Annotated in this window: 36 protein-coding genes; 3 read left to right on the top strand and 33 right to left on the bottom strand. The window is 62.8% G+C overall.

What is annotated here, in order from left to right; translation table 11 throughout:
- Positions 1-132: 132 nt before the first annotated feature.
- Entirely contained in the window at positions 133-459 is a 327-nt protein-coding gene (cyaY, locus tag J8I33_RS32455; RefSeq protein WP_050013156.1) for an iron donor protein CyaY, read from the bottom strand.
- Between the two features lie 36 nt (positions 460-495).
- Here cyaY and J8I33_RS32450 point away from each other — a divergent pair, with 36 nt between their 5' ends.
- On the top strand, positions 496-774 hold the full coding sequence (locus tag J8I33_RS32450; protein WP_209926806.1) for a lipoprotein: 279 nt from the start codon (positions 496-498) through the stop codon (positions 772-774).
- Positions 775-855: 81 nt separating this feature from the next.
- On the opposite strand, the gene msrQ is transcribed toward J8I33_RS32450, so the two are convergent.
- From msrQ to J8I33_RS32425, 5 genes are all read right to left on the bottom strand, one after another.
- Positions 856-1,542, bottom strand: a complete 687-nt coding sequence (msrQ, locus tag J8I33_RS32445; protein WP_209939802.1) for a protein-methionine-sulfoxide reductase heme-binding subunit MsrQ — start codon at positions 1,540-1,542, stop codon at positions 856-858.
- A gap of 20 nt (positions 1,543-1,562) precedes the next feature.
- Positions 1,563-2,558, bottom strand: a complete 996-nt coding sequence (gene msrP / locus J8I33_RS32440) for a protein-methionine-sulfoxide reductase catalytic subunit MsrP (protein ID WP_124557469.1) — start codon at positions 2,556-2,558, stop codon at positions 1,563-1,565.
- Positions 2,559-2,718: 160 nt separating this feature from the next.
- The gene (gene ccsB / locus J8I33_RS32435) at positions 2,719-3,897 is read right to left on the bottom strand and encodes a c-type cytochrome biogenesis protein CcsB (RefSeq protein ID WP_050013160.1); all 1,179 of its coding nucleotides are present in this window, start codon (positions 3,895-3,897) and stop codon (positions 2,719-2,721) included.
- A 4-nt stretch (positions 3,898-3,901) separates the two neighbouring features.
- Positions 3,902-6,115: a cytochrome c biogenesis protein ResB gene (locus tag J8I33_RS32430; RefSeq protein WP_209939801.1), complete on the bottom strand. Its 2,214-nt coding sequence runs from the start codon at positions 6,113-6,115 to the stop codon at positions 3,902-3,904.
- A 213-nt stretch (positions 6,116-6,328) separates the two neighbouring features.
- Positions 6,329-6,982 carry a c-type cytochrome gene (locus J8I33_RS32425; RefSeq protein WP_050013162.1) on the bottom strand — a complete coding sequence of 218 codons (654 nt, stop codon included), beginning with the start codon at positions 6,980-6,982 and terminating at the stop codon, positions 6,329-6,331.
- A gap of 214 nt (positions 6,983-7,196) precedes the next feature.
- On the opposite strand from J8I33_RS32425, the gene yihA reads away from it, so the two are divergent.
- Together yihA and hemB are read left to right on the top strand one after the other, a co-directional pair.
- Entirely contained in the window at positions 7,197-7,856 is a 660-nt protein-coding gene (gene yihA / locus J8I33_RS32420) for a ribosome biogenesis GTP-binding protein YihA/YsxC (protein ID WP_050013163.1), read from the top strand.
- 253 nt (positions 7,857-8,109) lie between these two features.
- Complete coding sequence (gene hemB / locus J8I33_RS32415) at positions 8,110-9,108, top strand: porphobilinogen synthase (protein ID WP_050013164.1); 999 nt, start codon at positions 8,110-8,112, stop codon at positions 9,106-9,108.
- Between the two features lie 129 nt (positions 9,109-9,237).
- Here hemB and dsbD read toward each other — a convergent pair whose 3' ends face one another.
- The 27 genes from dsbD to rplB form a co-directional block, all read right to left on the bottom strand.
- Entirely contained in the window at positions 9,238-11,091 is a 1,854-nt protein-coding gene (dsbD, locus tag J8I33_RS32410) for a protein-disulfide reductase DsbD (protein ID WP_209939800.1), read from the bottom strand.
- Positions 11,084-11,410 (bottom strand): divalent-cation tolerance protein CutA, encoded by a 327-nt coding sequence (gene cutA, locus J8I33_RS32405; protein WP_124557466.1) that lies wholly within the window; start codon positions 11,408-11,410, stop codon positions 11,084-11,086. Before cutA ends, dsbD begins: the two co-directional genes overlap by 8 nt.
- A 199-nt stretch (positions 11,411-11,609) precedes the next feature.
- Entirely contained in the window at positions 11,610-12,005 is a 396-nt protein-coding gene (gene rplQ, locus J8I33_RS32400; protein WP_006477175.1) for a 50S ribosomal protein L17, read from the bottom strand.
- A gap of 138 nt (positions 12,006-12,143) precedes the next feature.
- Positions 12,144-13,121, bottom strand: coding sequence for a DNA-directed RNA polymerase subunit alpha (gene rpoA / locus J8I33_RS32395; protein WP_006477176.1), 978 nt, complete (start codon positions 13,119-13,121; stop codon positions 12,144-12,146).
- A 124-nt stretch (positions 13,122-13,245) separates the two neighbouring features.
- The gene (rpsD, locus tag J8I33_RS32390; protein WP_006477177.1) at positions 13,246-13,869 is read right to left on the bottom strand and encodes a 30S ribosomal protein S4; all 624 of its coding nucleotides are present in this window, start codon (positions 13,867-13,869) and stop codon (positions 13,246-13,248) included.
- Positions 13,870-14,023: 154 nt separating this feature from the next.
- Complete coding sequence (rpsK, locus tag J8I33_RS32385) at positions 14,024-14,425, bottom strand: 30S ribosomal protein S11 (RefSeq protein WP_004197937.1); 402 nt, start codon at positions 14,423-14,425, stop codon at positions 14,024-14,026.
- A gap of 28 nt (positions 14,426-14,453) precedes the next feature.
- On the bottom strand, positions 14,454-14,819 hold the full coding sequence (gene rpsM, locus J8I33_RS32380) for a 30S ribosomal protein S13 (RefSeq protein ID WP_006477178.1): 366 nt from the start codon (positions 14,817-14,819) through the stop codon (positions 14,454-14,456).
- Positions 14,820-14,857: 38 nt separating this feature from the next.
- A complete protein-coding gene (gene rpmJ, locus J8I33_RS32375) occupies positions 14,858-14,974 on the bottom strand; it encodes a 50S ribosomal protein L36 (protein ID WP_004199844.1) in 117 nt (38 codons plus the stop codon).
- A 20-nt stretch (positions 14,975-14,994) separates the two neighbouring features.
- Positions 14,995-15,213: a translation initiation factor IF-1 gene (infA, locus tag J8I33_RS32370; protein WP_004521905.1), complete on the bottom strand. Its 219-nt coding sequence runs from the start codon at positions 15,211-15,213 to the stop codon at positions 14,995-14,997.
- Between the two features lie 7 nt (positions 15,214-15,220).
- Positions 15,221-16,570 (bottom strand): preprotein translocase subunit SecY, encoded by a 1,350-nt coding sequence (secY, locus tag J8I33_RS32365; RefSeq protein ID WP_050013167.1) that lies wholly within the window; start codon positions 16,568-16,570, stop codon positions 15,221-15,223.
- Between the two features lie 42 nt (positions 16,571-16,612).
- Positions 16,613-17,047: a 50S ribosomal protein L15 gene (rplO, locus tag J8I33_RS32360; RefSeq protein WP_006482880.1), complete on the bottom strand. Its 435-nt coding sequence runs from the start codon at positions 17,045-17,047 to the stop codon at positions 16,613-16,615.
- Positions 17,048-17,073: 26 nt separating this feature from the next.
- On the bottom strand, positions 17,074-17,256 hold the full coding sequence (rpmD, locus tag J8I33_RS32355; RefSeq protein ID WP_006400644.1) for a 50S ribosomal protein L30: 183 nt from the start codon (positions 17,254-17,256) through the stop codon (positions 17,074-17,076).
- Positions 17,257-17,271: 15 nt separating this feature from the next.
- Positions 17,272-17,790 carry a 30S ribosomal protein S5 gene (rpsE, locus tag J8I33_RS32350; protein ID WP_006752931.1) on the bottom strand — a complete coding sequence of 173 codons (519 nt, stop codon included), beginning with the start codon at positions 17,788-17,790 and terminating at the stop codon, positions 17,272-17,274.
- A gap of 14 nt (positions 17,791-17,804) precedes the next feature.
- On the bottom strand, positions 17,805-18,170 hold the full coding sequence (rplR, locus tag J8I33_RS32345) for a 50S ribosomal protein L18 (RefSeq protein WP_006477183.1): 366 nt from the start codon (positions 18,168-18,170) through the stop codon (positions 17,805-17,807).
- A 12-nt stretch (positions 18,171-18,182) separates the two neighbouring features.
- Positions 18,183-18,713 (bottom strand): 50S ribosomal protein L6, encoded by a 531-nt coding sequence (rplF, locus tag J8I33_RS32340; RefSeq protein WP_006477184.1) that lies wholly within the window; start codon positions 18,711-18,713, stop codon positions 18,183-18,185.
- Positions 18,714-18,731: 18 nt separating this feature from the next.
- The gene (gene rpsH, locus J8I33_RS32335) at positions 18,732-19,127 is read right to left on the bottom strand and encodes a 30S ribosomal protein S8 (protein WP_006477185.1); all 396 of its coding nucleotides are present in this window, start codon (positions 19,125-19,127) and stop codon (positions 18,732-18,734) included.
- Between the two features lie 14 nt (positions 19,128-19,141).
- A complete protein-coding gene (gene rpsN, locus J8I33_RS32330) occupies positions 19,142-19,447 on the bottom strand; it encodes a 30S ribosomal protein S14 (RefSeq protein ID WP_006482884.1) in 306 nt (101 codons plus the stop codon).
- A gap of 7 nt (positions 19,448-19,454) precedes the next feature.
- Entirely contained in the window at positions 19,455-19,994 is a 540-nt protein-coding gene (gene rplE, locus J8I33_RS32325) for a 50S ribosomal protein L5 (protein WP_006477186.1), read from the bottom strand.
- 16 nt (positions 19,995-20,010) lie between these two features.
- Positions 20,011-20,319 carry a 50S ribosomal protein L24 gene (gene rplX / locus J8I33_RS32320; protein WP_006477187.1) on the bottom strand — a complete coding sequence of 103 codons (309 nt, stop codon included), beginning with the start codon at positions 20,317-20,319 and terminating at the stop codon, positions 20,011-20,013.
- A gap of 9 nt (positions 20,320-20,328) precedes the next feature.
- Complete coding sequence (gene rplN / locus J8I33_RS32315; protein ID WP_006482918.1) at positions 20,329-20,697, bottom strand: 50S ribosomal protein L14; 369 nt, start codon at positions 20,695-20,697, stop codon at positions 20,329-20,331.
- A 309-nt stretch (positions 20,698-21,006) separates the two neighbouring features.
- Positions 21,007-21,279: a 30S ribosomal protein S17 gene (rpsQ, locus tag J8I33_RS32310; protein WP_006477189.1), complete on the bottom strand. Its 273-nt coding sequence runs from the start codon at positions 21,277-21,279 to the stop codon at positions 21,007-21,009.
- On the bottom strand, positions 21,276-21,470 hold the full coding sequence (gene rpmC / locus J8I33_RS32305) for a 50S ribosomal protein L29 (protein WP_006400652.1): 195 nt from the start codon (positions 21,468-21,470) through the stop codon (positions 21,276-21,278). The genes rpsQ and rpmC overlap by 4 nt, the downstream gene beginning before the upstream one ends.
- A 9-nt stretch (positions 21,471-21,479) precedes the next feature.
- Positions 21,480-21,896 (bottom strand): 50S ribosomal protein L16, encoded by a 417-nt coding sequence (rplP, locus tag J8I33_RS32300; protein WP_006482873.1) that lies wholly within the window; start codon positions 21,894-21,896, stop codon positions 21,480-21,482.
- A 2-nt stretch (positions 21,897-21,898) separates the two neighbouring features.
- A complete protein-coding gene (rpsC, locus tag J8I33_RS32295) occupies positions 21,899-22,699 on the bottom strand; it encodes a 30S ribosomal protein S3 (protein WP_006482899.1) in 801 nt (266 codons plus the stop codon).
- Between the two features lie 11 nt (positions 22,700-22,710).
- Positions 22,711-23,040, bottom strand: a complete 330-nt coding sequence (rplV, locus tag J8I33_RS32290; protein ID WP_004199272.1) for a 50S ribosomal protein L22 — start codon at positions 23,038-23,040, stop codon at positions 22,711-22,713.
- 12 nt (positions 23,041-23,052) lie between these two features.
- Positions 23,053-23,328 carry a 30S ribosomal protein S19 gene (rpsS, locus tag J8I33_RS32285; protein ID WP_004199273.1) on the bottom strand — a complete coding sequence of 92 codons (276 nt, stop codon included), beginning with the start codon at positions 23,326-23,328 and terminating at the stop codon, positions 23,053-23,055.
- 10 nt (positions 23,329-23,338) lie between these two features.
- Entirely contained in the window at positions 23,339-24,166 is an 828-nt protein-coding gene (rplB, locus tag J8I33_RS32280) for a 50S ribosomal protein L2 (protein WP_006482900.1), read from the bottom strand.
- Position 24,167 lies beyond the last annotated feature (1 nt).

Below are 24,167 nucleotides of genomic sequence, written 5' to 3'. Positions count from 1 at the left end.
CGATCGGGCCGTCAAGTCCCGTCCTGCTCGTTATGCTGTCCGGTTCCTCAGAAAGAACCTTAACTGAACGGCATTAGCCCCGCGGGGCGCTTTTTCTTTGGGCACGACATTCGGGACCCGCTGCCCCGGCCGTCACGCGCCGAACGTGATCGGCAGGCCGGCCTGCTGCGTCGCGTATTCGGTGAGCGCCGAGAAGAACTCGGTGCCCGTGCGCGTATCGCGCCACGCACCGTCGACGAAACGGTAGTGGAATCCACCGGCCTTCGCGGCGATCCACACTTCCTTCATCGGCGGTTGCAGGTTGACGATGATCTTCGAGCCGTTTTCGAACGTCAGCGTCAGCACGCTGCCGTTGCGCTCCAGATCGATGTCGTGATCGCCGTCGTTCGCGACGTCCACGGTACGCTCGACGGCCGCCAGCACGGCCTCGGCACGGGCCAGGTATTCAGTATCGGACATGCTAAACTCTATCGGTTAAATTGTTCAGGGACGATCATGCGAGTCGTTTTCCGGATGAGCGCGATTGTAGCGGCTTTGGCGATTCTTGCCGGCTGCGGTCAAAGCGGCGCGCTCTATCTGCCCACCGTACCCCCGATGCCCAAGCCGATCCAGCAGCAGAACACGCCGCCGTCGGACGTGAAACCGACCGACGAAAACGCGTCGTCCGACGAGACGCCTGACACGTCCGGCTCGCCGCTCACGCTGTCGCCCGAACTGTCGAGCACCGCATCGACCATGCCCGCCCCGGCATCGGGCCCGGTAGCCACGAAGTAACGACGCGATGCCGCCCGCGCGGCGCGCGCAACGAGGCGATGACTCCCCGGTCATCGCCTTTTGTTTTTTCGGGCCGCCGCGTCACGCACGCACGCGCCGCCGGCCCCACGCAACCAGCCGCCAGCCGAGCAGCGCGGCGACGATCGCCGCGTAGAGCTTCGGCTGCGCGAGATCGTGCTTGCCGGCCCGCATCCACCAGAAGTGCAGCACGCCGAACAGCGCGATCGCATAGATCGCGCTGTGCAGCGTCGCCCAGTGGCGCCCCAGCCGGCGCACCATCGCGCGCGGCGACGTCGCGGCGAGCGGAATCAGCAGCACGAACGCCGCGAAGCCGACGGTGATGAACGGGCGCTTGCCGACGTCCTTCAGGATCGCGACGACGTCGAACCACTTGTCGAACCACAGGTAGGTCGTGAAATGCAGCGTCGCGTAAAAGAACGCGAACAGCCCGATCATCCGGCGAAAGCGCAGCAGCGACGCGAAGCCCGTGATGCGCCTGAGCGGCGTGACGGCAAGCGTGATGCACAACAGGACGAGCGTCCACAAGCCGGTCGAGCGCGTGATGAATTCGATCGGGTTCGCGCCCAGCCGGTCCGTCAGCCCGAACAGCACGACGCGCCCGAGCGGATACAGGCCGGCCGCGAACGCCAGCACCTTGGCCGGTGCGAGCCAGCGCGGCGCGGCGGGACGGATCGCACCGGTCCGCGCGGTGCGTGCGGCCGACCGGACACCCGCGGCGCGCTCGGAAGTGAGCGTCGAAGGACGCATGTCGTTTCTCACCGTCGTGCTCAGAAATTCTTCTTCAGGTCCATGCCCTGATACATCGAGGCGACCAGATCGCCGTAGCCGTTGAACATCAGTGTCTTGCGCTTCGGCGTGAAAAAGCCGTCCTCGCCGATGCGCCGCTCGGTCGCCTGGCTCCAGCGCGGATGATCGACGTTGGGGTTCACGTTCGAATAAAAGCCGTACTCGTTCGCGGCGTACGTGTTCCAGCTCGTCTTCGGCTGCTTGTCGACGAAGCGGATCTTCACGAGCGACTTCGCGCTCTTGAAGCCGTACTTCCACGGCACGACGATCCGCACCGGCGCGCCATTCTGGTTCGGCAGCACCTGGCCGTAGACGCCCATCGTCAGCAGCGTCAGCGGATTCATCGCCTCGTCCATGCGCAGCCCTTCCGAATACGGCCAGTCGAGCACGGGCGTCGACAGGCCGGGCATCTGCGACGGATCGGCCAGCGTGACGAACTGCACGTATTTCGCGTTGCCGGTCGGCTGCACGCGCTTGATCAGCTCGGACAGCGGCACGCCGATCCACGGGATCACCATCGACCAGCCCTCGACGCAGCGCAGCCGGTACACGCGCTCCTCGAGCGGCGCGAGCTTCAGCAACTCGTCGAGATCGAACACTTTCGGGTGCTGCACCTCGCCTTCGACGCTCACGCGCCACGGGCGCGGCCGCAGCGTGCCGGCGTTCTGCGCCGGGTCGCTCTTGTCGGTGCCGAATTCGTAGAAGTTGTTGTAGGACGTGATGTCCTTGAACGGCGTCACCTTGTCGATGGCGACGAACTTCGGGTTCGTTTTTGCCGCGAGCTTCGCCGTGCGCGGATCGGGCGACGCATACGCGGCGAGCGCCGCGCCGCTGGCGCCAAACAGGCCGCCCGCGGCCGCGAGGCCGGCCGCCTGCAATACGCGCCGCCGGTTCTCGAACACCGCGCGCGGGGTGATCTCGCTCGGCGCGATGTCCGCGCCGGTCAGTACGTTACGCAAAGGGCGTTTGATCCACATCGTGCAGTTCCTCCCGCATGCGCGGCGCGCATGCTTCATCAGCGTTCGACCCGGCCCGTCACGCGCCGTTCGACGCCCGGTTCGCCCGCCGCGTTACAAAAGAAAACCGCCGGGCACGCAGTGCACCGGCGGTTCGATAGTCGGACGAGCGTCGGAAATCTTACAGTTTGCCGTAGCTGTGCAGCCCGGACAGGAACATGTTGACGCCGAGGAACGCGAACGTCGTGACCAGCAGGCCGGTGAGCGCCCACCACGCGGCCACCGCGCCGCGCAGGCCCTTCATCAGCCGCATGTGCAGCCACGCCGCGTAGTTCAGCCACACGATCAGCGCCCAGGTTTCCTTCGGATCCCAGCTCCAGTAGCCGCCCCACGCTTCGGCCGCCCACAGCGCGCCGAGGATCGTCGCGATCGTGAAGAACGCGAAACCAACCGCGATCGACTTGTACATCACGTCGTCGAGCACTTCCAGCGTCGGCAGGCGATCCGCGAGGATCCCGCGCTCCTTCATCAGATACGCGACCGACACCATCGCCGACAGCGCGAAGCTGCCGTAGCCGATGAAGTTCGCCGGCACGTGGATCTTCATCCACCAGCTTTGCAGCGCCGGCACGAGCGGCTGAATCTGCTGCGCATCGCGTGCGACCGAGTACCACATCAGGAAGCCGACCGCCGCGCTGATGACCAGCAGCACGAACGCGCCGAGCGAACGCGTGCCGTAGTGGCCTTCGTAATACAGATAAAGCAGCGCGGTGATCAGGCTGAACAGGACGAACACTTCATACAGGTTCGACACGGGGATATGCCCGACGTCCGCACCGATCAGGTAGGACTCGTACCAGCGCACCATCAGCCCGGTGAAGCCCATCAGCACGGCGACCCACGTGAGCTTCTGGCCGATTGCGGCGCCCGTTTCGGAGCGCGCGAGCAGGCCGATCCAGTAGAAGATCGTCGCGAGCACGAACAGCGCGCTCATCCACAGGATCGCCGACTGGCTCGACAGGAAGTACTTGAGGAAGAACGCCGAATCGGCGCGCGCGAGATCGCCCTGGTAGATCTGGATCGACAGCAGCGACAGCACGGCAATCGACGCCATCATCAGCCGCGCGGGCTTCCAGCGCCAGCCGAGCGCGACAAGCGCCGGCACGGTGCCGATCATCACCGCCTTGTCGTAGTAATCCATGTGCGCGTTGTAGTGCACGAGCGCATAGCCCGCGCCCGCCACCAGCGCCAGCGCGAACAGCCAGTCGAACAGCGACAGGCGCGCGAGGAACGGACGGTCGTCGAACAGCGGCGACGCTGCCGGCGCCGTACGGGAAGAGGAAACTTGCGTGAGATCCATGATGTTACCGGGTGGAATTCTCGGAATCGGAACCGCCGCCGGCAGGCGCGCGGGCCGTCGAAGCCGCACCGGCGGGTGCGGCGTCGCGAGGTGCGGCGTGCAAGGCGGCGCCGGCCGCGTCGCGCGTCTGCACGAATTCTTTCTCGAAATCGAAGGTCTTGCGGGCCGTGGACATGGCCATCACCACCTCGACGCCTGAACCGGCGTCCTTCAGCCAGAACCAGAGCCGCCGCTCGCGCACGTAGAACATCGAGAAGATGCCGGCGACCAGCAGCAGGCTGCCAAGATACACCAGATTCTTGCCGGGCGCGCGCGTCAGCTGAAATACCGAAGCTTGCACCTGCTTGAAGGAGTCAAGCTGCAAATAGACCGGCGATCCATACAGGAAGCTGTCGGATAGCGCATTGATCGCGTTCTGCACGAAGCGGATCGTGTCGGCGCCTTGTTGCGCGGCCGGCTCGCCCGCATGCTCGCGCGCGATCTGCCACACCTCCCACATCGAGCCCTCGAGCATCCGCAACAGCAGGCTCGCGGCCTTCTCCTGCTCGCCCTTCGGCACCGAGCGGTCGATGAACGTCGCCACCGCCTGGAAGCCGCCGATCGGCTGGCCGTCCGCGCCGCGGCCGACGCTGTCGTCGCTCGCCGCGAAAAGGGTCAGCACCTTCGACGCACTGTCCTGCAGGCGCCCGCGCAGCGACGCGTCGCCCGGCAGCGAGCGCTGCGCGAAGCGCGCGGCGGCCTCGGTGCGCACGGCCGGATCCTCGAGCGCGGCGCGCAGGCGCATCCATTCGCCGATCGAATCCTGGCTGTCGGCCGGAATCCGCATGTAGCGGAACGGATCGTTCGGGCTCGCGCGCACGCCGGCGAGGAACACGCGCTCGCCGTTCATGTCGACGGGCAGCATGTAGTTGTTGAATTCGCGCGCCTGGCCGTCCTTGCCGCGAATCTTGTACTGCACCGACGGCCCGATGTTGTGGAGCTGCGTCGGCTTCGACGTCTTCGCGCCCGAGCCGAGCCGCTCGTCGAACACTTCCTTCAGCGAGCTGGTGGTCGCGACGCCGCGCACGTCCGGCTTGCCTTTCGCGTCGGCCATGTTCTCGACGTTGATCGCGCGGAAATCGGAGAATTCGATCGTGTCGCCGTCGGCGCCCGGGACCTGCAGCGGCGCCGAGCTGCCGATCGTGCCCTTCACGGGGACGGTCGCCGCGTGGCTGCCCGTCATCGGATAGGCCGTCATCTGCATCTGCGAGCCGCCGTCCTGGAAGCTCGACTGATAGATCGACACGCCCTTGTACGTGAACGGCTTGTTGACCTCCACCCGCGCCGGGATCTTCCGGCCGGTCTCGCGATCGATCACGACGATGTCGCTCGCGAACAGCTTCGGCATGCCGGTCGTGTAGTAATCGACGATGAATTTGTCGAGCTGGATCGAGAACGGCAGATCCTGGATCAGCGAGCCGCTCGGCTGGTTCAGGATCGCGGTCGACACGAACTGGCCCTCCGGCACCCACGCGTAGCCGCGGAAGGTCGGGTTCGACGCGGACAGCCGATGGTCGGGCGAGATATCGCTGATCGTCGCGCTCGTGTTGACCGGGCTCTTGCCGAACATCAGCATCTGGAATTTGATCGGCAGGTTGCTGTCGAGCAGGCCGCCGATACAGATCACGACGATCGCGAGGTGCGCGGAGATATAGCCCCACTTGGTCATCGCGCCGCGCTTCGCGGAGATCAGCGTCGCGCCGTCGGTTTCACGCACGACGTGCTTGTAGCCGGCCTTCGTGACGAAGGTGGCGAGCGTCGCCGCGACGCTCGCGCGCGTGCCGGACGCCGTGTATTCGGCCTTGTGGTGGAAGGCGCGCAGGCTGCCTTCGCGGACCTTGTCCTTCCAGCTCTTCGCATCGGCGAGCATCTTCGGCGCGTTGCGGATCACGCACAGCGAGATCGACGTGACGAGGAAGATCAGGATCAGCATGAACCACCACGCGCTGTACACGTTGTACAGGCCGAGCGAACGGAAGATGTCCGCCCAGAACGGCCCGAACTGGTTCACGTAGTTCGGATACGGATCGTCCTGGGTCAGGACCGTGCCGATGATGCTCGCGATCGACAGCACCACCAGCAGCGCGATCGCGAAACGCATCGAGCTCAGCAACTCGACCGCACGTTTCGACGCACCCTGACCCGACTTCGACTGCAACCCCGACGTGGTAACGCTCATTCAAACTCCGACTAAGGGGAAACCACCCCCACGCTCACTATGTTCGCTCGGGGAGCGCAGCTCCCCATCGCCTGCCAGCCGCGCCATCCCGGCCCGGCGAGTGCCGGCAAAAAAGAAGGGCGAGGCAACCGCGACGGCGCGGCGCCCCACCCTTTTCTTGTTCTGACTCCGGCCGCCCTTCGGGCGCCGGTCATTCCATTCGCGGCTGACCGCTCAACGCAGGCCCGCGATGTAATCCGCGACGGCCTTGATCTCGGTATCCGACAGCCGCGACGCGATCTGATGCATCGCCTCGTTGTTGTTGCGCGCGCCGGCACCCTGCTGGAACGCGGTCAACTGCGCGACCGTGTAATCGGCCCATTGCCCCGACAGACGCGGGTACTGGACCGGGATCCCCTGCCCCGTCGGCCCGTGGCAGCTCGCGCAGGCAGGAACGCCCTTTTCCGCGATGCCGCCGCGATAGATCTTCTGGCCGATCGGCACCGTCGCCGCATTGCGTGCGGTACCGAGCTTCGTCGTCTGCGACCCGTAGTACGCGGCGACGTTGCGCATGTCGTCCGCGCTCAACGCGCTCGCGAATCCGACCATCACCGCGTTGTTACGCACCGGCCCCTTCGCGCCCGGCTGCGTCTTGAAGTCGTTCAACTGCTTGACCAGATATTCGGGATGCTGGCCGGCGAGCTTCGGGAAACTGCCCGACGCGCTGTTGCCGTCGGCGCCGTGACACGACGCGCAGACCTGCCCGGCAATCGCCTTGCCGCGGTCCAGATCCGGCTTGGCCGCATCTGCCGCGTTTGCCTCCGCTACGAAACCTACGAACCCTGCTGCAACCTGAAGCACCATCAGAGACTTGCACAGTCGATTCATTCGCACACCCTGTTTCGTCTTGTGGGAATTTGAGGTTCTGCAAAAAACGACGGCGTTCAGTCTACCGCAGAAGCCACATAAAAGCGCGAGGCAGGCGCCCGGTGGCCTTCGGCAAAACCGCCGTATTGTACAATATCGTGCTGAAAGCTCCCGCGCCTATCGGGGCTACCCCGCCTCCACCACGCGGCTCGCGCCGCCCGTCCTTCCGGTTCCCATGGCCTTTCTGCTCCATCAAGCCCGCTTCTACACGACCGTCAACCATCTGCGCGACCTGCCGCCGACGGTCCAGCCGGAAATCGCGTTCGCGGGCCGCTCGAATGCCGGCAAGTCGACGGCGATCAACGTGCTGTGCAACCAGAAGCGGCTGGCCTTCGCGTCGAAGACGCCCGGCCGCACGCAGCATATCAACTACTTCTCCGTCGGCCCGGCCGCCGAGCCCGTCGCGAACCTCGTCGATCTGCCCGGCTACGGCTATGCGGAAGTGCCCGGCGCCGCGAAGGCGCACTGGGAAATGCTGCTGTCGTCCTATCTCGCGACGCGCTCGCAGCTCTGCGGCCTGATCCTGATGATGGATTCGCGCCGTCCGCTGACCGATCTCGATCGGCGCATGATCGAGTGGTTCGCGCCGACCGGCAAACCGATCCACACGCTGCTGACCAAGTGCGACAAATTGACGCGCCAGGAAAGCATCAACGCGTTGCGCAACACGCAGAAGGGGCTCGACGCGTATCGCGACCAGGGCGTGAAGGGCAAGCTGACGGTCCAGCTGTTCTCGGCGCTGAAGCGCACGGGGCTCGACGAGGCCCATGAACTGATCGAGAGCTGGCTGCGGCCGTCCGTCGCCGACGAAAACAGCGAGCCTGTAGCACAATGAGCGGGCAACGCGCGGCTGGGATCGGCCGTGCGCACCTGACGGCGCCTGCGGATTCGGCCGGCTCATAAAAAAACCCGCCGTTGAACGGCGGGTCAAACAGCCTAATCGAAAAACGACAGGCACCCGCTCAGGGAGGAGAAGCGGGGAGCTGCACGCAACGCGTGCCGCTCGATCGCTATCATATACCAACGATCTCGAAAATGACCTAAGGGTTCCGTAAGGTCCTTCTTGCCCTGATTTCTGCCAAATCGCCATGAGCTTCCATCCGCTTCATCGTCCGCGCCGGATGCGCCGCGACGACTTCTCCCGCCGCCTGATGCGCGAAAACCGCCTGACCACCGACGACCTGATCTACCCGGTATTCGTCGTCGAAGGCACCAACGAGCGCCAGCCCATCCCGTCGATGCCCGGCGTCGAGCGCGTGTCGGTCGATCTGCTGATGCACGTCGCCGAGCAGTGCGTCGAACTCGGCGTGCCCGTGCTGTCGCTGTTCCCGGCCATCGAGCCGTCGCTGAAGACACCCGACGGCCGCGAGGCGGCCAATCCGGAAGGCCTGATCCCGCGCGCGGTGCGCGAGCTGAAGAAGCACTTCCCCGAACTGGGCGTGCTGACCGACGTCGCGCTCGATCCGTACACGAGCCACGGCCAGGATGGCGTGCTCGACGAAAACGCCTATGTGATCAACGACGACACGATCGAGATCCTGGTCGACCAGGCGCGTGCGCAGGCGGAAGCCGGCGTCGACATCGTCGCGCCGTCGGACATGATGGACGGCCGCATCGGCGCGATCCGCGAGATGCTGGAAAGCGACGGCCATATCCATACGCGGATCATGGCCTATTCGGCGAAGTTCGCATCGGCGTTCTACGGCCCGTTCCGCGATGCGGTCGGTTCGGCGTCCAACCTGGGCAAGGGCAACAAGATGACCTACCAGATGGATCCGGCGAACAGCGACGAAGCGCTGCGCGAAGTGCGCCTCGACATCGACGAAGGCGCCGACATGGTGATGGTCAAGCCCGGCATGCCGTATCTCGACATCGTGCGCCGCGTGAAAGACGAGTTCCGCTTCCCGACCTACGTGTACCAGGTGAGCGGCGAATACGCGATGTTGAAGGCGGCCGCGATGAACGGCTGGCTCGACCACGACAAGGTCGTGCTCGAATCGCTGCTCGCGTTCAAGCGTGCGGGCGCCGACGGCGTGCTCACGTACTTCGCGCTCGATGCCGCGCGTCTGCTGAAAGCGCAGCGCTGATCGCGCGCCGGCACGCGCCAGCAAAAACGGCGGGACACCTCGGTGTTCCGCCGTTTTTTGTTTACCGTCGATCGCGACCGTCAGCCGGCCGCGGATCTTCCGTTCGCCGGTCGCCGCAGCCGCCCGTCGTCATACCGTCGGAACGGCCGCCCGATCGAGGCTGCGCAGGAACGTGTCGGCCGCCTGATAGCCGACCACGCGGCCGATCTCGCGGCCATTGCGATCGAAGAAGATGATGCCCGGTGGCCCGAACAGGTTGAAGCGCTTGAGCAGCGCCTGATCGTCCGGGTTGTTCGCGGTGACGTCCGCGCGCACGAGGTGAAGCTGCGCGAGCCGCGCCTGCACGCGCGCGTCGGTGAAGGTCAGATGCTCCATCTCCTTGCAGCTCACGCACCAGTCGGCGTAGAAGTCCAGCATCACCGGCCGGCCCGACGTCTTCAGCAGCGCGTCGAGTTCGCCGCTGGAGCGCACCGGGGCAAACGCGGGGCCGTCCTGCGCGGCAGCCGCGCCGGCCGTCGCCGCGCCGCCGGACGCCACCGTACGCGCCGCCAGCACGGCCAGCGGCTTGACGGGATCGGTCGAGCCCGCAGCCAGGCCGACGAGCAGCGTCGCGGCCCAGATCGCGAGCGCGGCGCCTACGCCGCGGCCCAGGCGGCGCCAGATCGACGCGGCGCCGGCATTCGGCGTGAACAACCCGAGCGCTGCGGCGGCGATCAGCAGCCACAACGCCGCGAGCACCATCTTCAGCCCGCCCGCCAGCACCGGCCACACGATCCACAGCGCGGCCGCGAGCAGCACGATGCCGAAGAACACCTTCACGCCGTCCATCCACGCGCCTGCGCGCGGCAGCACCGTCCCCGCTCCGACGCCGACGACCAGCAGCGGCACGCCGAGGCCCAGCCCCATCGCGAACAGCGCCGCGCCGCCGAGCCACGCATTGCCGGTGTGCGCGATGAACGCGAGCACCGCGAACAGCGGCGCCGTCATGCACGCGCCGACGACCAGCGCCGACAACGCGCCCATCGCCGCGACCGCGACGAAGTGGCCGCCCTGGCGCGCGCTCGATGCCTCGGCCGCGCCGTTCTGCCAGCGCTCCGGCAGCGCGATGTCCTTGCCCGAGATCAGCGACACCGCGAACGCGCTCAGCAGCACGCCGAACGCGCCGAGCACCCACGGGTTCTGCAACCATGCGCCGAGGCTCTGGCCGACCAGCGCGGCGGCGATGCCGAGCACCGTGTAGACCAGCGCCATGCCGACCACGTAGGTCAGCGACAGCGCGAAGCCGCGTGCATGCGTCGCGCGCGTGCCCTGGCCGATGATGATCGCGGACACGATCGGAATCATCGGGTACGAACACGGCAGCAGGCTCAGCACGACACCCGCGACGAAATAGAGCGCGACGATCGTGAAGAAGCCGTGGCCTTCGAGCAGCGACTGCGCGAAATCGGCGCTCGTGACCTTGTCGAACCAGCTGCCCGCGGCAGCCGTGTCGCCGGACGGCGACGCGGCGCCGAGCGCGGCGCCATCGACCTTCATCACGTGCTCGGCCGGCGGATAACAGATTCCTTCGTCCGCACACCCTTGCGACGTCACCGCGAGCTCGAACGGCCCGGCCGCCTGCTTCACCGGCACGTGAACGACGACTTCATCGCGGTAGGTCTCGACGTCCTTCTGGAACGTCTGGTCGAACTTCACGTGGCCGGCCGGGAATTGCGGCTCGCCGAGCGTGGCTTGGCCGCTTTTCACCGCGAACGCGAAGCGCTCCCGGTACATGTAGTAGCCGTTGGCGATCTTGAAGCGGACGTCCACCTGTCCCGGCGATTCGCTCGCGCTGAACTTGAACGCAACCGACGGATCGAGGAAATCGTCGGCCGCACGCGCGGCGGACAGCCCGCTCAGCACGAGCACGAGCACGAACGACAACAGGACCGCAAGAAACCGCAGCGCGCGCACGCGCACCGAAAGCGCCATACCGTTAAACATGAAATAAACGTTGAGTTTCGTTGGTCACCCATTGGCCATACGCGGCCGATGCCGTCGTCTGCCACGAGACGATTTCAGGCGTCTCGTACGGATGATGCGCGAGAATAAATCGCTCCAGTTCGAGCGCCCGAACCGGGCTCGTCTTGAACAGCAACTGGATCTCGTCGGCCGTTTCGACCTTGCCCTGCCAGTGATAGCGCGACTTGATCGTACCGAGCTCCGACACGCACGCGGCAAGCCGCGCGTCGAGCGCGCCGTCGGCGAGCGCCGCGGCCGTCGCCGCATCGGGGACCGTCGTCAGCATCAGCACCACTATCATCCGCTCTCCTCGCTGGTCTGCAGGCGCCTGCCGGCGCCGGTTACCCGTCCAGGGACCGCACCGGTTGCCCGTATCGTAGCGCAGCCCGCGCAACGCTGCCGGCACCAGCCTGCGACAATCGACCGCAACCGGCATCCCAAAAACAAAAAGGGCCAAGCAATTGCTCGGCCCCTTTCAGATCCTGCTGCGTACCGGAAGCTTATTCAGCTTCTTGCACGTTTTCCGTTTCGTCGACTTCCGGACGGTCGAGCAGTTCGACCAGTGCCATCGGTGCGTTGTCGCCCACGCGGAAGCCGAACTTCAGCACGCGCAGGTAGCCGCCCGGACGGTTCGCGAAACGCGGACCGAGCACGTCGAACAGCTTCGCGACCGAGTCACGATCGCGCAGGCGGTTGAACGCCAGGCGACGGTTTGCCAGCGACGGCTTCTTGCCGAGCGTGATCAGCGGCTCGACGACTTTACGGAGTTCCTTCGCCTTCGGCAGCGTCGTCTTGATGACTTCGTGCTCGATCAGCGAGTTGGACATGTTACGGAGCATAGCCAGACGGTGGCTGCTCGTGCGGTTCAGTTTCCGCAGACCATGACGATGGCGCATTTCAGTTTCCTTGATTCAAAGTTTTGGTCCAGCTCTTCTATCGCGCCTCGATGGGTGCACGGGCCGGTAACGAAAAAAAGCAAGATGCGGATTTTAAAGGAAAATCCGCATCTTTGCCAACTACAGTAACAACCGGGCTTACTTGTCGAGACCAGCCGGCGGCCAGTTTTCGAGCTTCATGCCCAGCGTGAGACCGCGCGAAGCGAGCACCTCCTTGATCTCGTTGAGCGACTTGCGACCGAGGTTCGGCGTCTTCAGCAGCTCGTTTTCCGTGCGCTGGATCAGATCGCCGATGTAGTAAATGTTCTCGGCCTTCAGGCAGTTCGCCGAACGAACCGTCAGCTCGAGATCGTCCACCGGACGCAGCAGGATCGGATCGATCTGCGGTGCACGCGACGGCGCTTCGGCTGCCGTTTCCGTGCCTTCCAGCGCCGCGAACACGGACAACTGGTCGACCAGGATGCGGGCCGACTGGCGGATCGCTTCTTCCGGCGTGATCACGCCGCTCGTCTCGATGTTCATCACGAGCTTGTCGAGGTCGGTACGCTGCTCGACCCGTGCGCTTTCGACCGCATAGCTCACGCGGCGAACCGGCGAGAACGATGCGTCGAGGACGATGCGGCCGATGATCTTGGCCGTGTCTTCGCCGTAGCGACGGACGTTGCCGGGCACATAGCCGCGACCCTTTTCGATCTTGATCTGAACGTCGAGCTTGCCGCCCTTCGACAGGTGCGCAATCACGTGATTCGGGTTGATGACTTCGCAATCGTGCGCCAGCTCGATATCGCCGGCCGTCACGACGCCTTCACCTTCCTTGCGCAGCGTAACCGTCACTTCGTCACGGTTATGCAGCTTGAACACCACGCCCTTCAGGTTCAGCAGCAGGTTGACGACGTCTTCCTGCACGCCATCCAGCGTCGAGTACTCGTGCACCACGCCTGCGATCGTGACTTCGGTCGGCGCGTAGCCTACCATCGACGACAGCAGCACGCGGCGAAGCGCATTGCCCAAGGTGTGGCCGTAACCGCGTTCGAACGGTTCCATGACCACCCTCGCGTGGTTCTCGCCCAGCGATTCCACGGCGATGATCTTGGGTTTCAGCAAACTGGTTTGCATGGGCTTTCCTTTTCAATACCCTCGGCTCGTTACACCGATAAGGCTGACCGGTAACAACCAGAAAATAAACAGCCGAGGCCCCTCCTTGCGCAACGCAATCGGGGTACCTCGGCCGTCAATCGGATTAACGCGAATACAATTCGACGATCAGGCTTTCGTTGATGTCGCCTGCGATTTCAGCGCGTTCCGGCATTTGCTTGAACGTGCCTTCGAACTTCTTCGCGTCGACTGCAACCCAGCTCGGCATGCCGCCTTGCTCGGCCAGCGACAGCGCTTCGACGATACGCGCCTGCTTCTTCGCCTTTTCGCGGATCGCGACGACGTCACCCGCCTTCACTTGCTGCGACGGGACGTTTGCGACGACGCCGTTCACGGTGATCGACTTGTGGCTCACCAGCTGACGCGCTTCAGCGCGGGTCGAGCCGAAGCCCATGCGATACACGACGTTGTCGAGGCGCGACTCGAGCAGTTGCAGCAGGTTTTCACCCGTGTTGCCCTTGCGGCGATCGGCTTCAGCGAAGTAGCGACGGAACTGACGTTCCAGCACGCCGTAGATACGCTTGACCTTCTGCTTTTCGCGCAGCTGCGTACCGTAGTCGGACGTACGTGCGCCCGAGGTACGGCCGTGCTGGCCCGGCTTGCTGTCGAGCTTGCACTTGTCGGCGAGCGAGCGGCGCGCGCTCTTCAGGAACAGGTCGGTGCCTTCACGGCGGGACAGCTTGGCTTTGGGGCCGATATAACGTGCCACTTTGCATTCCTTTATCAATCAGTCACGCGGATCGAAATCCGCGCTAGTCCGCTCCCTTTGGGGCGAACGGTGGGCTTAGTCAATCAAAAAAGCAACGCCCGTCGACGCTGAGCGGCGACAGGCAATGCGCTAGCACGAACGTGCCAGCACATCCTTAGATACGACGACGCTTCGGCGGACGGCAGCCGTTGTGCGGAATCGGGGTGACGTCCGAAATCGCGGTGATCTTGATGCCGAGGCCGTGCAGTGCACGCACTGCCGACTCGCGACCCGGGCCCGGGCCCTTGATCCGCACTTCCAGATTCTTCACGCCATATTCCATCGCGACGCGGCCAGCCGATTCAGCTGCGACCTGAGCGGCGAACGGCGTCGATTTGCGCGAGCCCTTGAAGCCCTGGCCGCCCGACGTCGCCCATGCCAGAGCGTTGCCTTGGCGATCGGTGATCGTGATGATCGTGTTGTTGAACGACGCGTGAACGTGAACCACGCCTTCAGCGACGTTCTTCTTAACCTTCTTGCGAACGCGTTGCGCCGCGGTGTTCGAAGCCTTAGCCATTACGTTTTCCTGTAACTGTCAGTTCCGCTTACTTCTTCAGCGCTTGCGCTGCACGACGCGGACCCTTGCGGGTACGTGCGTTCGTACGCGTACGCTGACCGCGCATCGGCAGGCCCTTGCGATGACGGACGCCACGGTAGCAACCGAGGTCCATCAGGCGCTTGATGTTCATCGTCACTTCACGGCGCAGATCGCCTTCGACGACAAACTTGCCCACTTCTTCACGCAGCTTTTCCAGGTCTGCGTCGGTCAGATCCTTGACCTTCTTCGAAAAATCGACGCCAGCTGCCACGCAGATGCTGCGCGAACGGGTGCGGCCGACACCAAAGATAGCCGTCAGGCCGATCTCGGTGTGCTGGTGATTCGGGATGTTAACCCCTGCGATACGAGCCATTGTTTTTCCTCAAACAAAAAGCGCAAACAAACGCGCGGTCAGCCTTGGCGCTGCTTGTGGCGCGGATCCGAGCTGCAGATCACGCGAACGACGCCTTTGCGCTTGATGATCTTGCAATTGCGGCAAATGCGCTTAACCGATGCCATCACTTTCATGATAATACCCTTTTTTCAAATCACTTCGCCCGGAACACGATCCGCGCACGAGACAGATCGTAAGGCGTCAACTCAACCGTCACCTTGTCGCCGGGCAGAATGCGGATGTAGTGCATCCGCATCTTTCCGGAAATATGCCCCAACACGACATGGCCGTTTTCCAGCTTCACACGGAAGGTCGCATTCGGGAGGTTTTCAATCACCTCGCCCTGCATCTGGATTACATCGTCTTTGGCCATAGTCCTTTCAACGCATCGGGATGTTGCCGCCCTTGAAGTTTGCCTTCTTGAGCAGAGACTCATACTGTTGCGACATAACGTACGACTGCACCTGCGCCATAAAGTCCATCGTGACGACGACAATGATCAGCAGCGACGTTCCACCAAAATAAAACGGCACGTTCCAGCGCAGCACCAGGAATTCCGGCAGCAGACACACGAAGACGATGTAGATCGCACCGGCCAGCGTCAGACGCGTGAGGATGCGGTCGATATATCGTGCGGTCTGATCGCCCGGACGGATGCCCGGAACAAACGCGCCGCTCTTCTTCAGGTTGTCCGCGGTCTCCCTGCTGTTGAACACCAGTGCGGTGTAGAAGAAGCAGAAAAACACGATTGCCAGCGTGTACAGCAGCACATAGACCGGCTGGCCCGGCTTCAGCGCTTCCGCAACGTTATGCAACGTATTGGAAATCCAGCTTCCCGTCGGCTGACCGGTACTGAACCAGCCGAGAATCGTTGCCGGGAACAGAATGATCGACGATGCAAAGATCGGCGGAATCACGCCCGACATGTTCAGCTTCAGCGGCAGATGCGACGACTGCCCACCGTAGATCTTGTTGCCGACCTGGCGCTTCGCGTAGTTCACGAGGATCTTGCGCTGACCGCGTTCGATGAACACGACCAGGTAAGTCACCGCGGCGATCAGAACGACGATGATGATCGCCGAAATGATGCTCATCGAACCCGTACGCACCAGCTCGAACAACCCGCCCACGGCATTCGGGAACCCTGCTGCGATCCCGCCGAAGATGATGATCGAGATACCGTTGCCCAGACCACGCTCGGTAATCTGCTCGCCGAGCCACATCAGGAACATCGTGCCCGTCACCAGCGTCACGACCGTCGTCAGACGGAACAGCGTGCCGGGATCGGTGACGAGGCCCGGCTGGTTTTCCAGCGCGGCCGCGATACCGAATGCCTGGAAGGTCGCGAGCACCACGGTGAAATACCGCGTGTACTGCGTGATCTTCCGTTGCCCTGCCTGCCCTTCCTTCTTCAGCGCCTCGAGCTGCGGCGAAACGATCGCCAGCAACTGCATGATGATCGACGCCGAGATGTACGGCATGATCCCCAGCGCAAAGATCGTGAAGCGGGAAAGTGCGCCACCCGAGAACATGTTGAACATGCCCAGGATGCCGCCCGCCTGGCTCTGGAACAGCTTGGCCAGTTGATCCGGATCGATGCCCGGCACGGGAATGTGCGCGCCGATGCGATAGACGATCAGCGCCAGGAGCAGGAACATCGCTCGCCGGCGCAGATCGCCGAATTTCGCCGTGCTTCGACCGGGTTTTGCAAGACTCGGGCTGTTAGCCAAGTACCTTCTCCGATGAATGCAAGTGACGACGCGCTACGCGTGTCACTCGGCGAACGAACCGCCAGCCGCTTCGATCGCAGCGCGCGCACCCTTGGTGGCACCGAGACCCTTCACGACGATCTTGCGCTTCAGTTCGCCCGTCGCGATGATCTTTGCGCTCTTCGTCAGCTCGCCGACCAGGCCGGCTTGCTTCAGTGCGAGCAGATCGATCTCGTCGACCGGCAGCTTCTCGAGGTCGCCCAGGCGCACTTCACCGACGAATTCCTTCGTCAGCGACGTGAAGCCGCGCTTCGGCAGACGACGTTGCAGCGGCATCTGACCGCCTTCGAAACCGACTTTGTGGAAGCCGCCCGAACGCGATTTCTGACCCTTGTGACCACGGCCAGCCGTCTTGCCGAGGCCCGAACCGATGCCACGACCGACGCGACGCTTGGCGTGCTTGGCGCCAGCTGCCGGCTTCAGGTTATTCAATTCCATATCAACTCCTTGATCCGTAGGGCCGCTTACGCGATGACCTTAACGAGGTACGAGACCTTGTTGATCATGCCGCGGACCGCCGGCGTGTCCTGCAGCTCGCTAACCGAGTTGAGTCGGCGCAGGCCCAGGCCACGCACGGTCGCGCGGTGCGATTCGCGGGTCCCGATCAGGCTCTTCACGAGCTGAACCTTGACAGTTTTTTCAGACATGGTGACCACCCGGGCTTAGCCCAAAATATCTTCGACGGACTTGCCGCGCTTCGCCGCGATGTCTGCCGGGGTCGACTGCTTGCGCAGGCCGTCCAGCGTGGCGCGAACGAGGTTGTACGGGTTCGTCGAACCGTGGCTCTTCGCCACGACGTTCTGAACGCCCATCACGTCGAACACTGCGCGCATCGGGCCGCCGGCGATCACGCCCGTACCTGCCTTCGCCGGAGCGAGGAGGACAGCGGATGCGCCGTGCTTGCCGTGCACTTCGTGCTGCAGCGTGCCGTTCTTGAGCGGCACCTTGAACATGTTGCGGCGAGCTTGTTCCATTGCCTTCTGGACAGCGACCGGCACTTCCTTCGCCTTGCCCTTGCCCATACCGATGCGGCCATCACCGTCGCCAACCACGGTCAGTGCGGCGAAGCCGAGAATACGGCCACCCTTCACGACCTTGGTCACGCGATTGACCGAAATCATCTTTTCGCGAAGGCCGTCGTCGCGCTCGTCAGCCTGAACTTTCGCTTGCATCTTTGCCATGACGAATTCCTTCCTTAGAACTTGAGCCCAGCTTCGCGAGCTGCCTCAGCCAGCGCCTTGACGCGGCCGTGGTAGCGGAAGCCCGAGCGGTCGAAGGCGACGGATTCGATGCCGGCAGCCTTTGCCTTTTCGGCAATACGCTTGCCGATCAGCGTCGCGGCATTGACGTTGCCGCCCTTGCCCGACTTGTCGGCCAGTTCTGCACGCACTTCTGCCTCGAGCGTCGACGCGCTGGCGAGCACCTTGGTGCCGCAGGGCGAGAACACTTGAGCGTAGATGTGCGTGTTCGTGCGATGCACGGCGAGACGCGCGACCTGCAGCTCAGCGATCTTGATACGCGTCTGGCGAGCGCGGCGCAGGCGAGATTGAGTCTTATCCATGATTGCGCACCCTTACTTCTTCTTCGTTTCTTTGAGGATCACAACCTCGTCGGCATAACGCACGCCCTTGCCCTTGTAGGGCTCCGGCGGACGGTAACCGCGGACTTCCGCAGCCACTTGACCGACTTGTTGCTTGTTGATCCCCTTGATCACGATTTCGGTTTGCGTCGGGGTTTCAGCCTTGACGCCTTCCGGCATCTGGTGCACCACCGGGTGCGAGAAACCCAGCGACAGGTTCAGCTTGTCGCCTTGCGCTTGCGCACGGTAACCAACGCCAACCAGCGTCAGCTTGCGCTCGAAACCCTTGGTCACGCCGTGCACGGCATTCGCGATGATCGCGCGCATCGTGCCCGACAGTGCATTTGCTTCGCGGCTTTCGTCGACCGGCGACAGATTCAGCGTGCCGTCGTTGTTCGCCACGTTCACGAGCGGATTGATCGCTTGCGTGATGGTGCCCAGCGGACCCTTGACGGTGATTGCACCGTCGGCCAGCTTGACTTCCGCGCCTTGCAGCGCGATCGGGCTCTTACCTACTCGAGACATGTTTCTCTCTCCTCGGCTTTAAGCGACGTAGCAGATGACTTCGCCGCCGACGCCGGTAGCGCGCGCCTTGCGGTCGGTCATCACGCCCTTCGGCGTCGACACGATTGCCACACCGAGGCCATTCATGACCTGCGGAATGTCGTTGCGGCCGCGGTACACGCGCAGACCAGGCTTCGACACGCGCTCGAGGCGTTCGATGACCGGGCGACCTGCGTAGTACTTCAGCGCGATATTCAGTTCGGACTTCGCACCTTCCGCCTTCACGGCGAAATCGTCGATATAGCCTTCGTCCTTCAGGACTTGCGCGATTGCAACCTTGACCTTCGACGAGGGCATCGCGACCGATACCTTCTCGACCATCTGCGCGTTGCGGATGCGAGTCAGCATATCGGCGATAGGATCACTCATGCTCATTTACGTTTCTCCTATTACCAGCTCGCCTTGGTCAGGCCAGGAATCTCGCCACGGAATGCGATTTCACGAATCTTGTTACGCGCGAGGCCGAATTTACGGAACGTGCCACGCGGACGGCCCGTGATCGCGCAACGGTTACGCTGGCGGGTCGGGTTTGCGTTGCGGGGCAGTTGCTGCAGCTCCAGGCGTGCTTCGTAGCGCTCTTCTTCCGACTTGCTTTGGTCTTCGACGATCGCCTTCAGCGCTTCGCGCTTTGCTGCGAACTTCGCGACCAGGCGGGCGCGCTTCTTTTCACGTTCGATCAGTGCCAGTTTAGCCACGGTAACCTCAGTTTCTGAACGGGAACTTGAAGCTGGCGAGCAGAGCCTTTGCTTCGTCGTCGGTCTTCGCAGTCGTCGTGATGCTGATGTTCAGCCCACGCAGTGCGTCGATCTTGTCGTAATCGATTTCGGGGAAAATGATCTGCTCTTTCACACCGATGTTGTAGTTGCCACGGCCATCGAAAGCACGACCCGACACACCGCGGAAGTCACGCACGCGGGGCAGGGCAACCGTCACGAAACGGTCGAGGAATTCGTACATCGCCTGGCCACGCAGCGTCACCATCGCGCCGATGGGATAACCCTGGCGGATCTTGAAGCCTGCGATTGCCTTGCGAGCCTTCGTGACGACCGGCTTCTGGCCGGCGATCTTCGTGAGGTCGCCAACGGCGTTCTCGATGATCTTCTTGTCAGCGATCGCTTCGCCAAGACCCATGTTCAGCGTGATCTTGGTGATGCGCGGCACTTCCATGACCGACTTGTAACCGAACTTCTCGATCAGGCCGGGCACAACCTTTTCTTTGTAAAACTCTTGAAAACGAGCCATTTTTTACTCCGCTGCGTCAGGCGCTCAGTACGGCACCGGTCGTCTTCAGGAAGCGAACCTTCTTGCCTTCCTCGACCTTGATGCCAACACGCGACGCCTTGCCATTCGCGTCGACCAGTGCGACGTTCGAAATATGCAGGGGCATCGTCTTCGCTTCCACGCCGCCCGTCGTACCCTTCATCGGGTTCGGCTTCACATGCTTCTTGACGAGGTTGATACCTTCAACCGTCACATGTTCAGCACCGACAGCCAGCACGACGCCGCGCTTGCCCTTGTCCTTGCCAGTGACGACGATGACTTCGTCACCTTTGCGAATCTTGTTCATCGCGACTCCTTACAGCACTTCCGGCGCCAGCGAAACGATCTTCATGAATCGTTCGCTACGCAGCTCACGCGTCACCGGCCCGAAGATACGGGTGCCGATCGGCTCGAGCTTGTTATTCAAAAGCACAGCGGCGTTGCCGTCGAACTTGATCAGCGAGCCGTCTTGACGGCGCACGCCCTTGGCGGTGCGAACCACCACGGCGTTGTAGATTTCGCCTTTCTTCACGCGCCCGCGCGGCGTTGCCTCTTTGACGCTCACCTTGATGATGTCGCCAATGCCGGCATAACGACGCTTCGAGCCGCCGAGCACCTTGATGCACAGGACTTCACGTGCACCCGTGTTGTCGGCTACTTCGAGCCGAGATTCGGTCTGGATCATGGTTTGTCTTTCCCAACTTAATCCGGATGCACCACCATGATGCATTCGGTCAGTCTTGGTCCCGTCAGCCAATCGGCTGCTTGGGTTGGAACAGCAGCGACGGCAAACGAAACCCGCCATCGCAATTCGGTGAATCTTTCGGACAGGCAGGCGCCAGTCCGCTTCCCCCACCAACTTCGCCCGCGACGGGGCTCCCATAAAGAGGGAAGACCAGGATTATAACAAATAATCCTGGTCCCGCAAGCAAAAACTTTGCGATTTCAAGCACTTCGTGACGAAGTGCCCGTTACTGCCTACTGCGCTGCCCGCTTAGATGACGCGAGCGGCTTCGACGAGGCGCGACACCGTCCAGGCCTTCGTCTTCGAAACAGGACGCGTTTCCTGGATTTCGACGAGATCGCCTTCGTTGTAGGTGTTCGCTTCATCATGCGCGTGGTACTTCTTCGAGCGCACGACATACTTGCCGTAGATCGGATGCTTGACGCGGTGCTCAATCAGCACGGTGACGGTCTTGTCCATCTTGTTGCTGACGACCCGACCGACCAGCGTCCGCTTCAGCGAGGTTTTCACGCTATCGTTCATTTCTGGTTCGCCTTCTGAGTCATGACGGTCCGCACACGTGCGATGTCGCGACGAACCTTCTTCAGCTGGCTCGTGTTCGTGAGCTGCTGGGTCGCGAGTTGCATGCGCAGGCCGAATTGCGCCTTCAGCAGGTCCGCCAGCTCCTTGTTGAGCGCGGCCTGGTCTTTCTGGAGAAGTTCGGAAGCCTTCATGTTTTCTCCTTAGGCGCCGAGCTGGCGCACGATGAATGCCGTCTTCAGCGGCAGCTTGGCTGCGGCCAGACGGAACGCTTCGCGTGCCAGTTCTTCGGTTACGCCGTCCATTTCATAGAGCATCTTGCCCGGCTGAATCTCGGCGACGTAGTACTCCGGGTTACCCTTACCGTTACCCATACGCACTTCGGCCGGCTTCTGCGAAATCGGCTTGTCCGGGAAGATCCGGATCCAGATGCGGCCGCCACGCTTGATGTGACGCGTCATTGCACGACGCGCCGCTTCAATCTGACGTGCGGTCAAACGACCGCGACCGATCGCCTTCAGGCCGAATTCACCGAACGACACTGCGTTGCCGCGCGTCGCCTTGCCGGTGTTACGACCCTTCTGCTCTTTACGATACTTTCTGCGTTTCGGTTGCAGCATCGTTATTCTCCAGTCTTGCCGTCTTCGGGCTTGCCGGCGCCACGGCGCGGTGCGCCACGACGAGCACCCGGAGCGCCGCCTTCGCCGTCACGGCGCGGACGACGGTCGCCCGGACGCGCATTGCGACGCGGACGCTTGTCTTCGGCTACTTCTTCCACCACCGGTGCGTCGTTGCGGCCGAGCGTATCGCCCTTGTAAACCCACACCTTGACGCCGATGATCCCGTAAGTCGTCTTCGCTTCCGAAGTCGCGTAGTCGATATCAGCACGCAGCGTGTGAAGCGGCACGCGACCTTCGCGATACCACTCCGTACGAGCGATTTCGATACCGTTCAGACGGCCTGCGCTCATGATCTTGATGCCTTGGGCACCCAGACGCATCGCGTTCTGCATCGCACGCTTCATCGCGCGACGGAACATGATCCGGCGCTCGAGCTGTTGCGTGATCGAGTCAGCGATCAGCTGAGCATCGGTTTCCGGCTTGCGGATTTCTTCGATGTTGACGTGAACCGGCACGCCCATGCGGCGTTGCAGTTCCGTCTTCAGCTGTTCGATATCCTCGCCCTTCTTGCCGATGACCACGCCCGGACGCGAGCTGTAAATCGTGATGCGCGCGTTCTTCGCCGGACGCTCGATGACGACCCGACCGACCGAAGCGTTCTTCAGCTTCTTCTTCAGGTACTCACGAACACCGATGTCTTCCTGCAGCATCGCCGCGAAATTGTTGTTGTTCGCGTACCAACGCGAAGCCCAATTGCGGCTGACAGCCAGGCGGAAGCCAGTCGGATGAATTTTCTGTCCCATCGTATGGCTCCTTAATTCCCGACCGTCACAGTGATGTGACAGGATTGCTTCTCGATGCGGTTACCGCGGCCCTTGGCGCGCGCAGTGAAACGCTTGAGCGATGCAGCCTTGTCGACGTAGATGCTCTTGATCTTGAGCTCGTCGATATCAGCGCCTTCGTTGTGCTCCGCATTCGCGATTGCCGACAGCACAACCTTCTTCACGATGCCAGCCGCCTTCTTCGGCGAGAACGTCAGAACGTTCAGCGCCTTGTCGACCGGCAAACCGCGGATCTGGTCAGCCACAAGGCGCGTTTTCTGCGCCGAGATGCGGGCACCGCGATGAATTGCTTTCACTTCCATCTTGATTGCCCCTTATTTCTTGGCCTTCTTGTCGGCTGCGTGACCCTTGAACGTACGGGTCAGTGCGAACTCGCCAAGCTTGTGGCCGACCATGTTTTCCGAGATGTACACCGGAACGTGTTGACGGCCGTTGTGAACAGCGATCGTCAGGCCGATGAAATCCGGCAGAATCGTCGAGCGACGCGACCAGGTCTTGATCGGCTTTTTGTCGCGCGAAGCTGCAGCCGCCTCAACTTTCTTCAGCAAATGGGCGTCGCAGAACGGACCTTTTTTAACAGAACGTGCCATTGCCTACTCCTTAACGCTTGTGACGGCGCTGGACGATCATCGTCGTCGTGCGCTTGTTGCTGCGGGTGCGGTAACCCTTAGCCGGCGTACCCCACGGGCTCACCGGGTCGCGACCTGCAGCCGTCTTGCCCTCACCACCACCGTGCGGGTGATCGACCGGGTTCATCGCAACGCCACGCACCGTCGGGCGGATACCGCGCCAGCGGTTCGCGCCAGCCTTGCCGATCTGGCGCAGGCTATGCTCTTCGTTGCCGACTTCACCGATCGTTGCACGGCACTCGATGTGCACGCGGCGGATTTCGCCCGAACGCAGACGAACCTGCGCGTAGACGCCTTCACGTGCCAGCAGCATGGCCGACGTGCCAGCCGAACGCGCCATTTGCGCGCCCTTGCCCGGCAGCATCTCGATGCAGTGGATCGTCGTACCGACCGGAATGTTGCGGATCGGCAGCGTGTTGCCTGCACGGATCGGCGCTTCCGAACCCGACATCAGCTGTTGGCCGACGGTCAGGCCCTTCGGGGCGATGATGTAGCGACGTTCGCCGTCTGCGTAGAGCACCAGCGCGATGTTCGCGCTGCGGTTCGGGTCGTACTCGAGACGTTCGACCTTTGCCGGGATGCCATCCTTCGTGCGACGGAAATCGACGATACGGTAGTGCTGCTTGTGACCACCACCCTTGTGACGCGTGGTGATACGACCGTTGTTGTTACGGCCGGCAGTCGAGCTCTGCGAGTCGAGCAGTGCCGCGAACGGCTTGCCCTGGTGCAGGTTCTTGTTGACCACCTTGACCATCGCGCGGCGACCCGGCGATGTCGGCTTAACTTTAACGATTGCCATG

Source organism: Burkholderia sp. AcTa6-5, from assembly GCF_017815075.1.
Taxonomy (GTDB): domain Bacteria; phylum Pseudomonadota; class Gammaproteobacteria; order Burkholderiales; family Burkholderiaceae; genus Burkholderia; species Burkholderia sola.
This window is presented reverse-complemented; position numbering and strand designations above follow the sequence as displayed.

Coding starts and splice junctions, on each gene's coding strand:
- rpsK (WP_004197937.1), bottom strand. CDS start 14,425: ATGGCTAAGGCTTCGAACACCGCGGCGCAACGCGTTCGCAAGAAGGTT.
- msrQ (WP_209939802.1), bottom strand. CDS start 1,542: ATGCGTCCTTCGACGCTCACTTCCGAGCGCGCCGCGGGTGTCCGGTCG.
- J8I33_RS32425 (WP_050013162.1), bottom strand. CDS start 6,982: ATGAATCGACTGTGCAAGTCTCTGATGGTGCTTCAGGTTGCAGCAGGG.
- cutA (WP_124557466.1), bottom strand. CDS start 11,410: ATGATAGTGGTGCTGATGCTGACGACGGTCCCCGATGCGGCGACGGCC.
- J8I33_RS32430 (WP_209939801.1), bottom strand. CDS start 6,115: ATGAGCGTTACCACGTCGGGGTTGCAGTCGAAGTCGGGTCAGGGTGCG.
- rplO (WP_006482880.1), bottom strand. CDS start 17,047: ATGGAATTGAATAACCTGAAGCCGGCAGCTGGCGCCAAGCACGCCAAG.
- rpsC (WP_006482899.1), bottom strand. CDS start 22,699: ATGGGACAGAAAATTCATCCGACTGGCTTCCGCCTGGCTGTCAGCCGC.
- yihA (WP_050013163.1), top strand. CDS start 7,197: ATGGCCTTTCTGCTCCATCAAGCCCGCTTCTACACGACCGTCAACCAT.
- rplP (WP_006482873.1), bottom strand. CDS start 21,896: ATGCTGCAACCGAAACGCAGAAAGTATCGTAAAGAGCAGAAGGGTCGT.
- rplE (WP_006477186.1), bottom strand. CDS start 19,994: ATGGCTCGTTTTCAAGAGTTTTACAAAGAAAAGGTTGTGCCCGGCCTG.
- rpsS (WP_004199273.1), bottom strand. CDS start 23,328: ATGGCACGTTCTGTTAAAAAAGGTCCGTTCTGCGACGCCCATTTGCTG.
- rpsM (WP_006477178.1), bottom strand. CDS start 14,819: ATGGCTCGTATCGCAGGGGTTAACATCCCGAATCACCAGCACACCGAG.
- rpmJ (WP_004199844.1), bottom strand. CDS start 14,974: ATGAAAGTGATGGCATCGGTTAAGCGCATTTGCCGCAATTGCAAGATC.
- rplN (WP_006482918.1), bottom strand. CDS start 20,697: ATGATCCAGACCGAATCTCGGCTCGAAGTAGCCGACAACACGGGTGCA.
- ccsB (WP_050013160.1), bottom strand. CDS start 3,897: ATGGATCTCACGCAAGTTTCCTCTTCCCGTACGGCGCCGGCAGCGTCG.
- rpsQ (WP_006477189.1), bottom strand. CDS start 21,279: ATGAACGATAGCGTGAAAACCTCGCTGAAGCGGACGCTGGTCGGTCGG.
- rplQ (WP_006477175.1), bottom strand. CDS start 12,005: ATGCGCCATCGTCATGGTCTGCGGAAACTGAACCGCACGAGCAGCCAC.
- rplB (WP_006482900.1), bottom strand. CDS start 24,166: ATGGCAATCGTTAAAGTTAAGCCGACATCGCCGGGTCGCCGCGCGATG.
- rpmD (WP_006400644.1), bottom strand. CDS start 17,256: ATGTCTGAAAAAACTGTCAAGGTTCAGCTCGTGAAGAGCCTGATCGGG.
- rplF (WP_006477184.1), bottom strand. CDS start 18,713: ATGTCTCGAGTAGGTAAGAGCCCGATCGCGCTGCAAGGCGCGGAAGTC.
- msrP (WP_124557469.1), bottom strand. CDS start 2,558: ATGTGGATCAAACGCCCTTTGCGTAACGTACTGACCGGCGCGGACATC.
- rpoA (WP_006477176.1), bottom strand. CDS start 13,121: ATGCAAACCAGTTTGCTGAAACCCAAGATCATCGCCGTGGAATCGCTG.
- rplR (WP_006477183.1), bottom strand. CDS start 18,170: ATGGATAAGACTCAATCTCGCCTGCGCCGCGCTCGCCAGACGCGTATC.
- rpsE (WP_006752931.1), bottom strand. CDS start 17,790: ATGGCAAAGATGCAAGCGAAAGTTCAGGCTGACGAGCGCGACGACGGC.
- dsbD (WP_209939800.1), bottom strand. CDS start 11,091: ATGTTTAACGGTATGGCGCTTTCGGTGCGCGTGCGCGCGCTGCGGTTT.
- infA (WP_004521905.1), bottom strand. CDS start 15,213: ATGGCCAAAGACGATGTAATCCAGATGCAGGGCGAGGTGATTGAAAAC.
- hemB (WP_050013164.1), top strand. CDS start 8,110: ATGAGCTTCCATCCGCTTCATCGTCCGCGCCGGATGCGCCGCGACGAC.
- rpmC (WP_006400652.1), bottom strand. CDS start 21,470: ATGAAGGCTTCCGAACTTCTCCAGAAAGACCAGGCCGCGCTCAACAAG.
- rplX (WP_006477187.1), bottom strand. CDS start 20,319: ATGAACAAGATTCGCAAAGGTGACGAAGTCATCGTCGTCACTGGCAAG.
- cyaY (WP_050013156.1), bottom strand. CDS start 459: ATGTCCGATACTGAATACCTGGCCCGTGCCGAGGCCGTGCTGGCGGCC.
- rplV (WP_004199272.1), bottom strand. CDS start 23,040: ATGGAAGTGAAAGCAATTCATCGCGGTGCCCGCATCTCGGCGCAGAAA.
- rpsH (WP_006477185.1), bottom strand. CDS start 19,127: ATGAGCATGAGTGATCCTATCGCCGATATGCTGACTCGCATCCGCAAC.
- J8I33_RS32450 (WP_209926806.1), top strand. CDS start 496: ATGCGAGTCGTTTTCCGGATGAGCGCGATTGTAGCGGCTTTGGCGATT.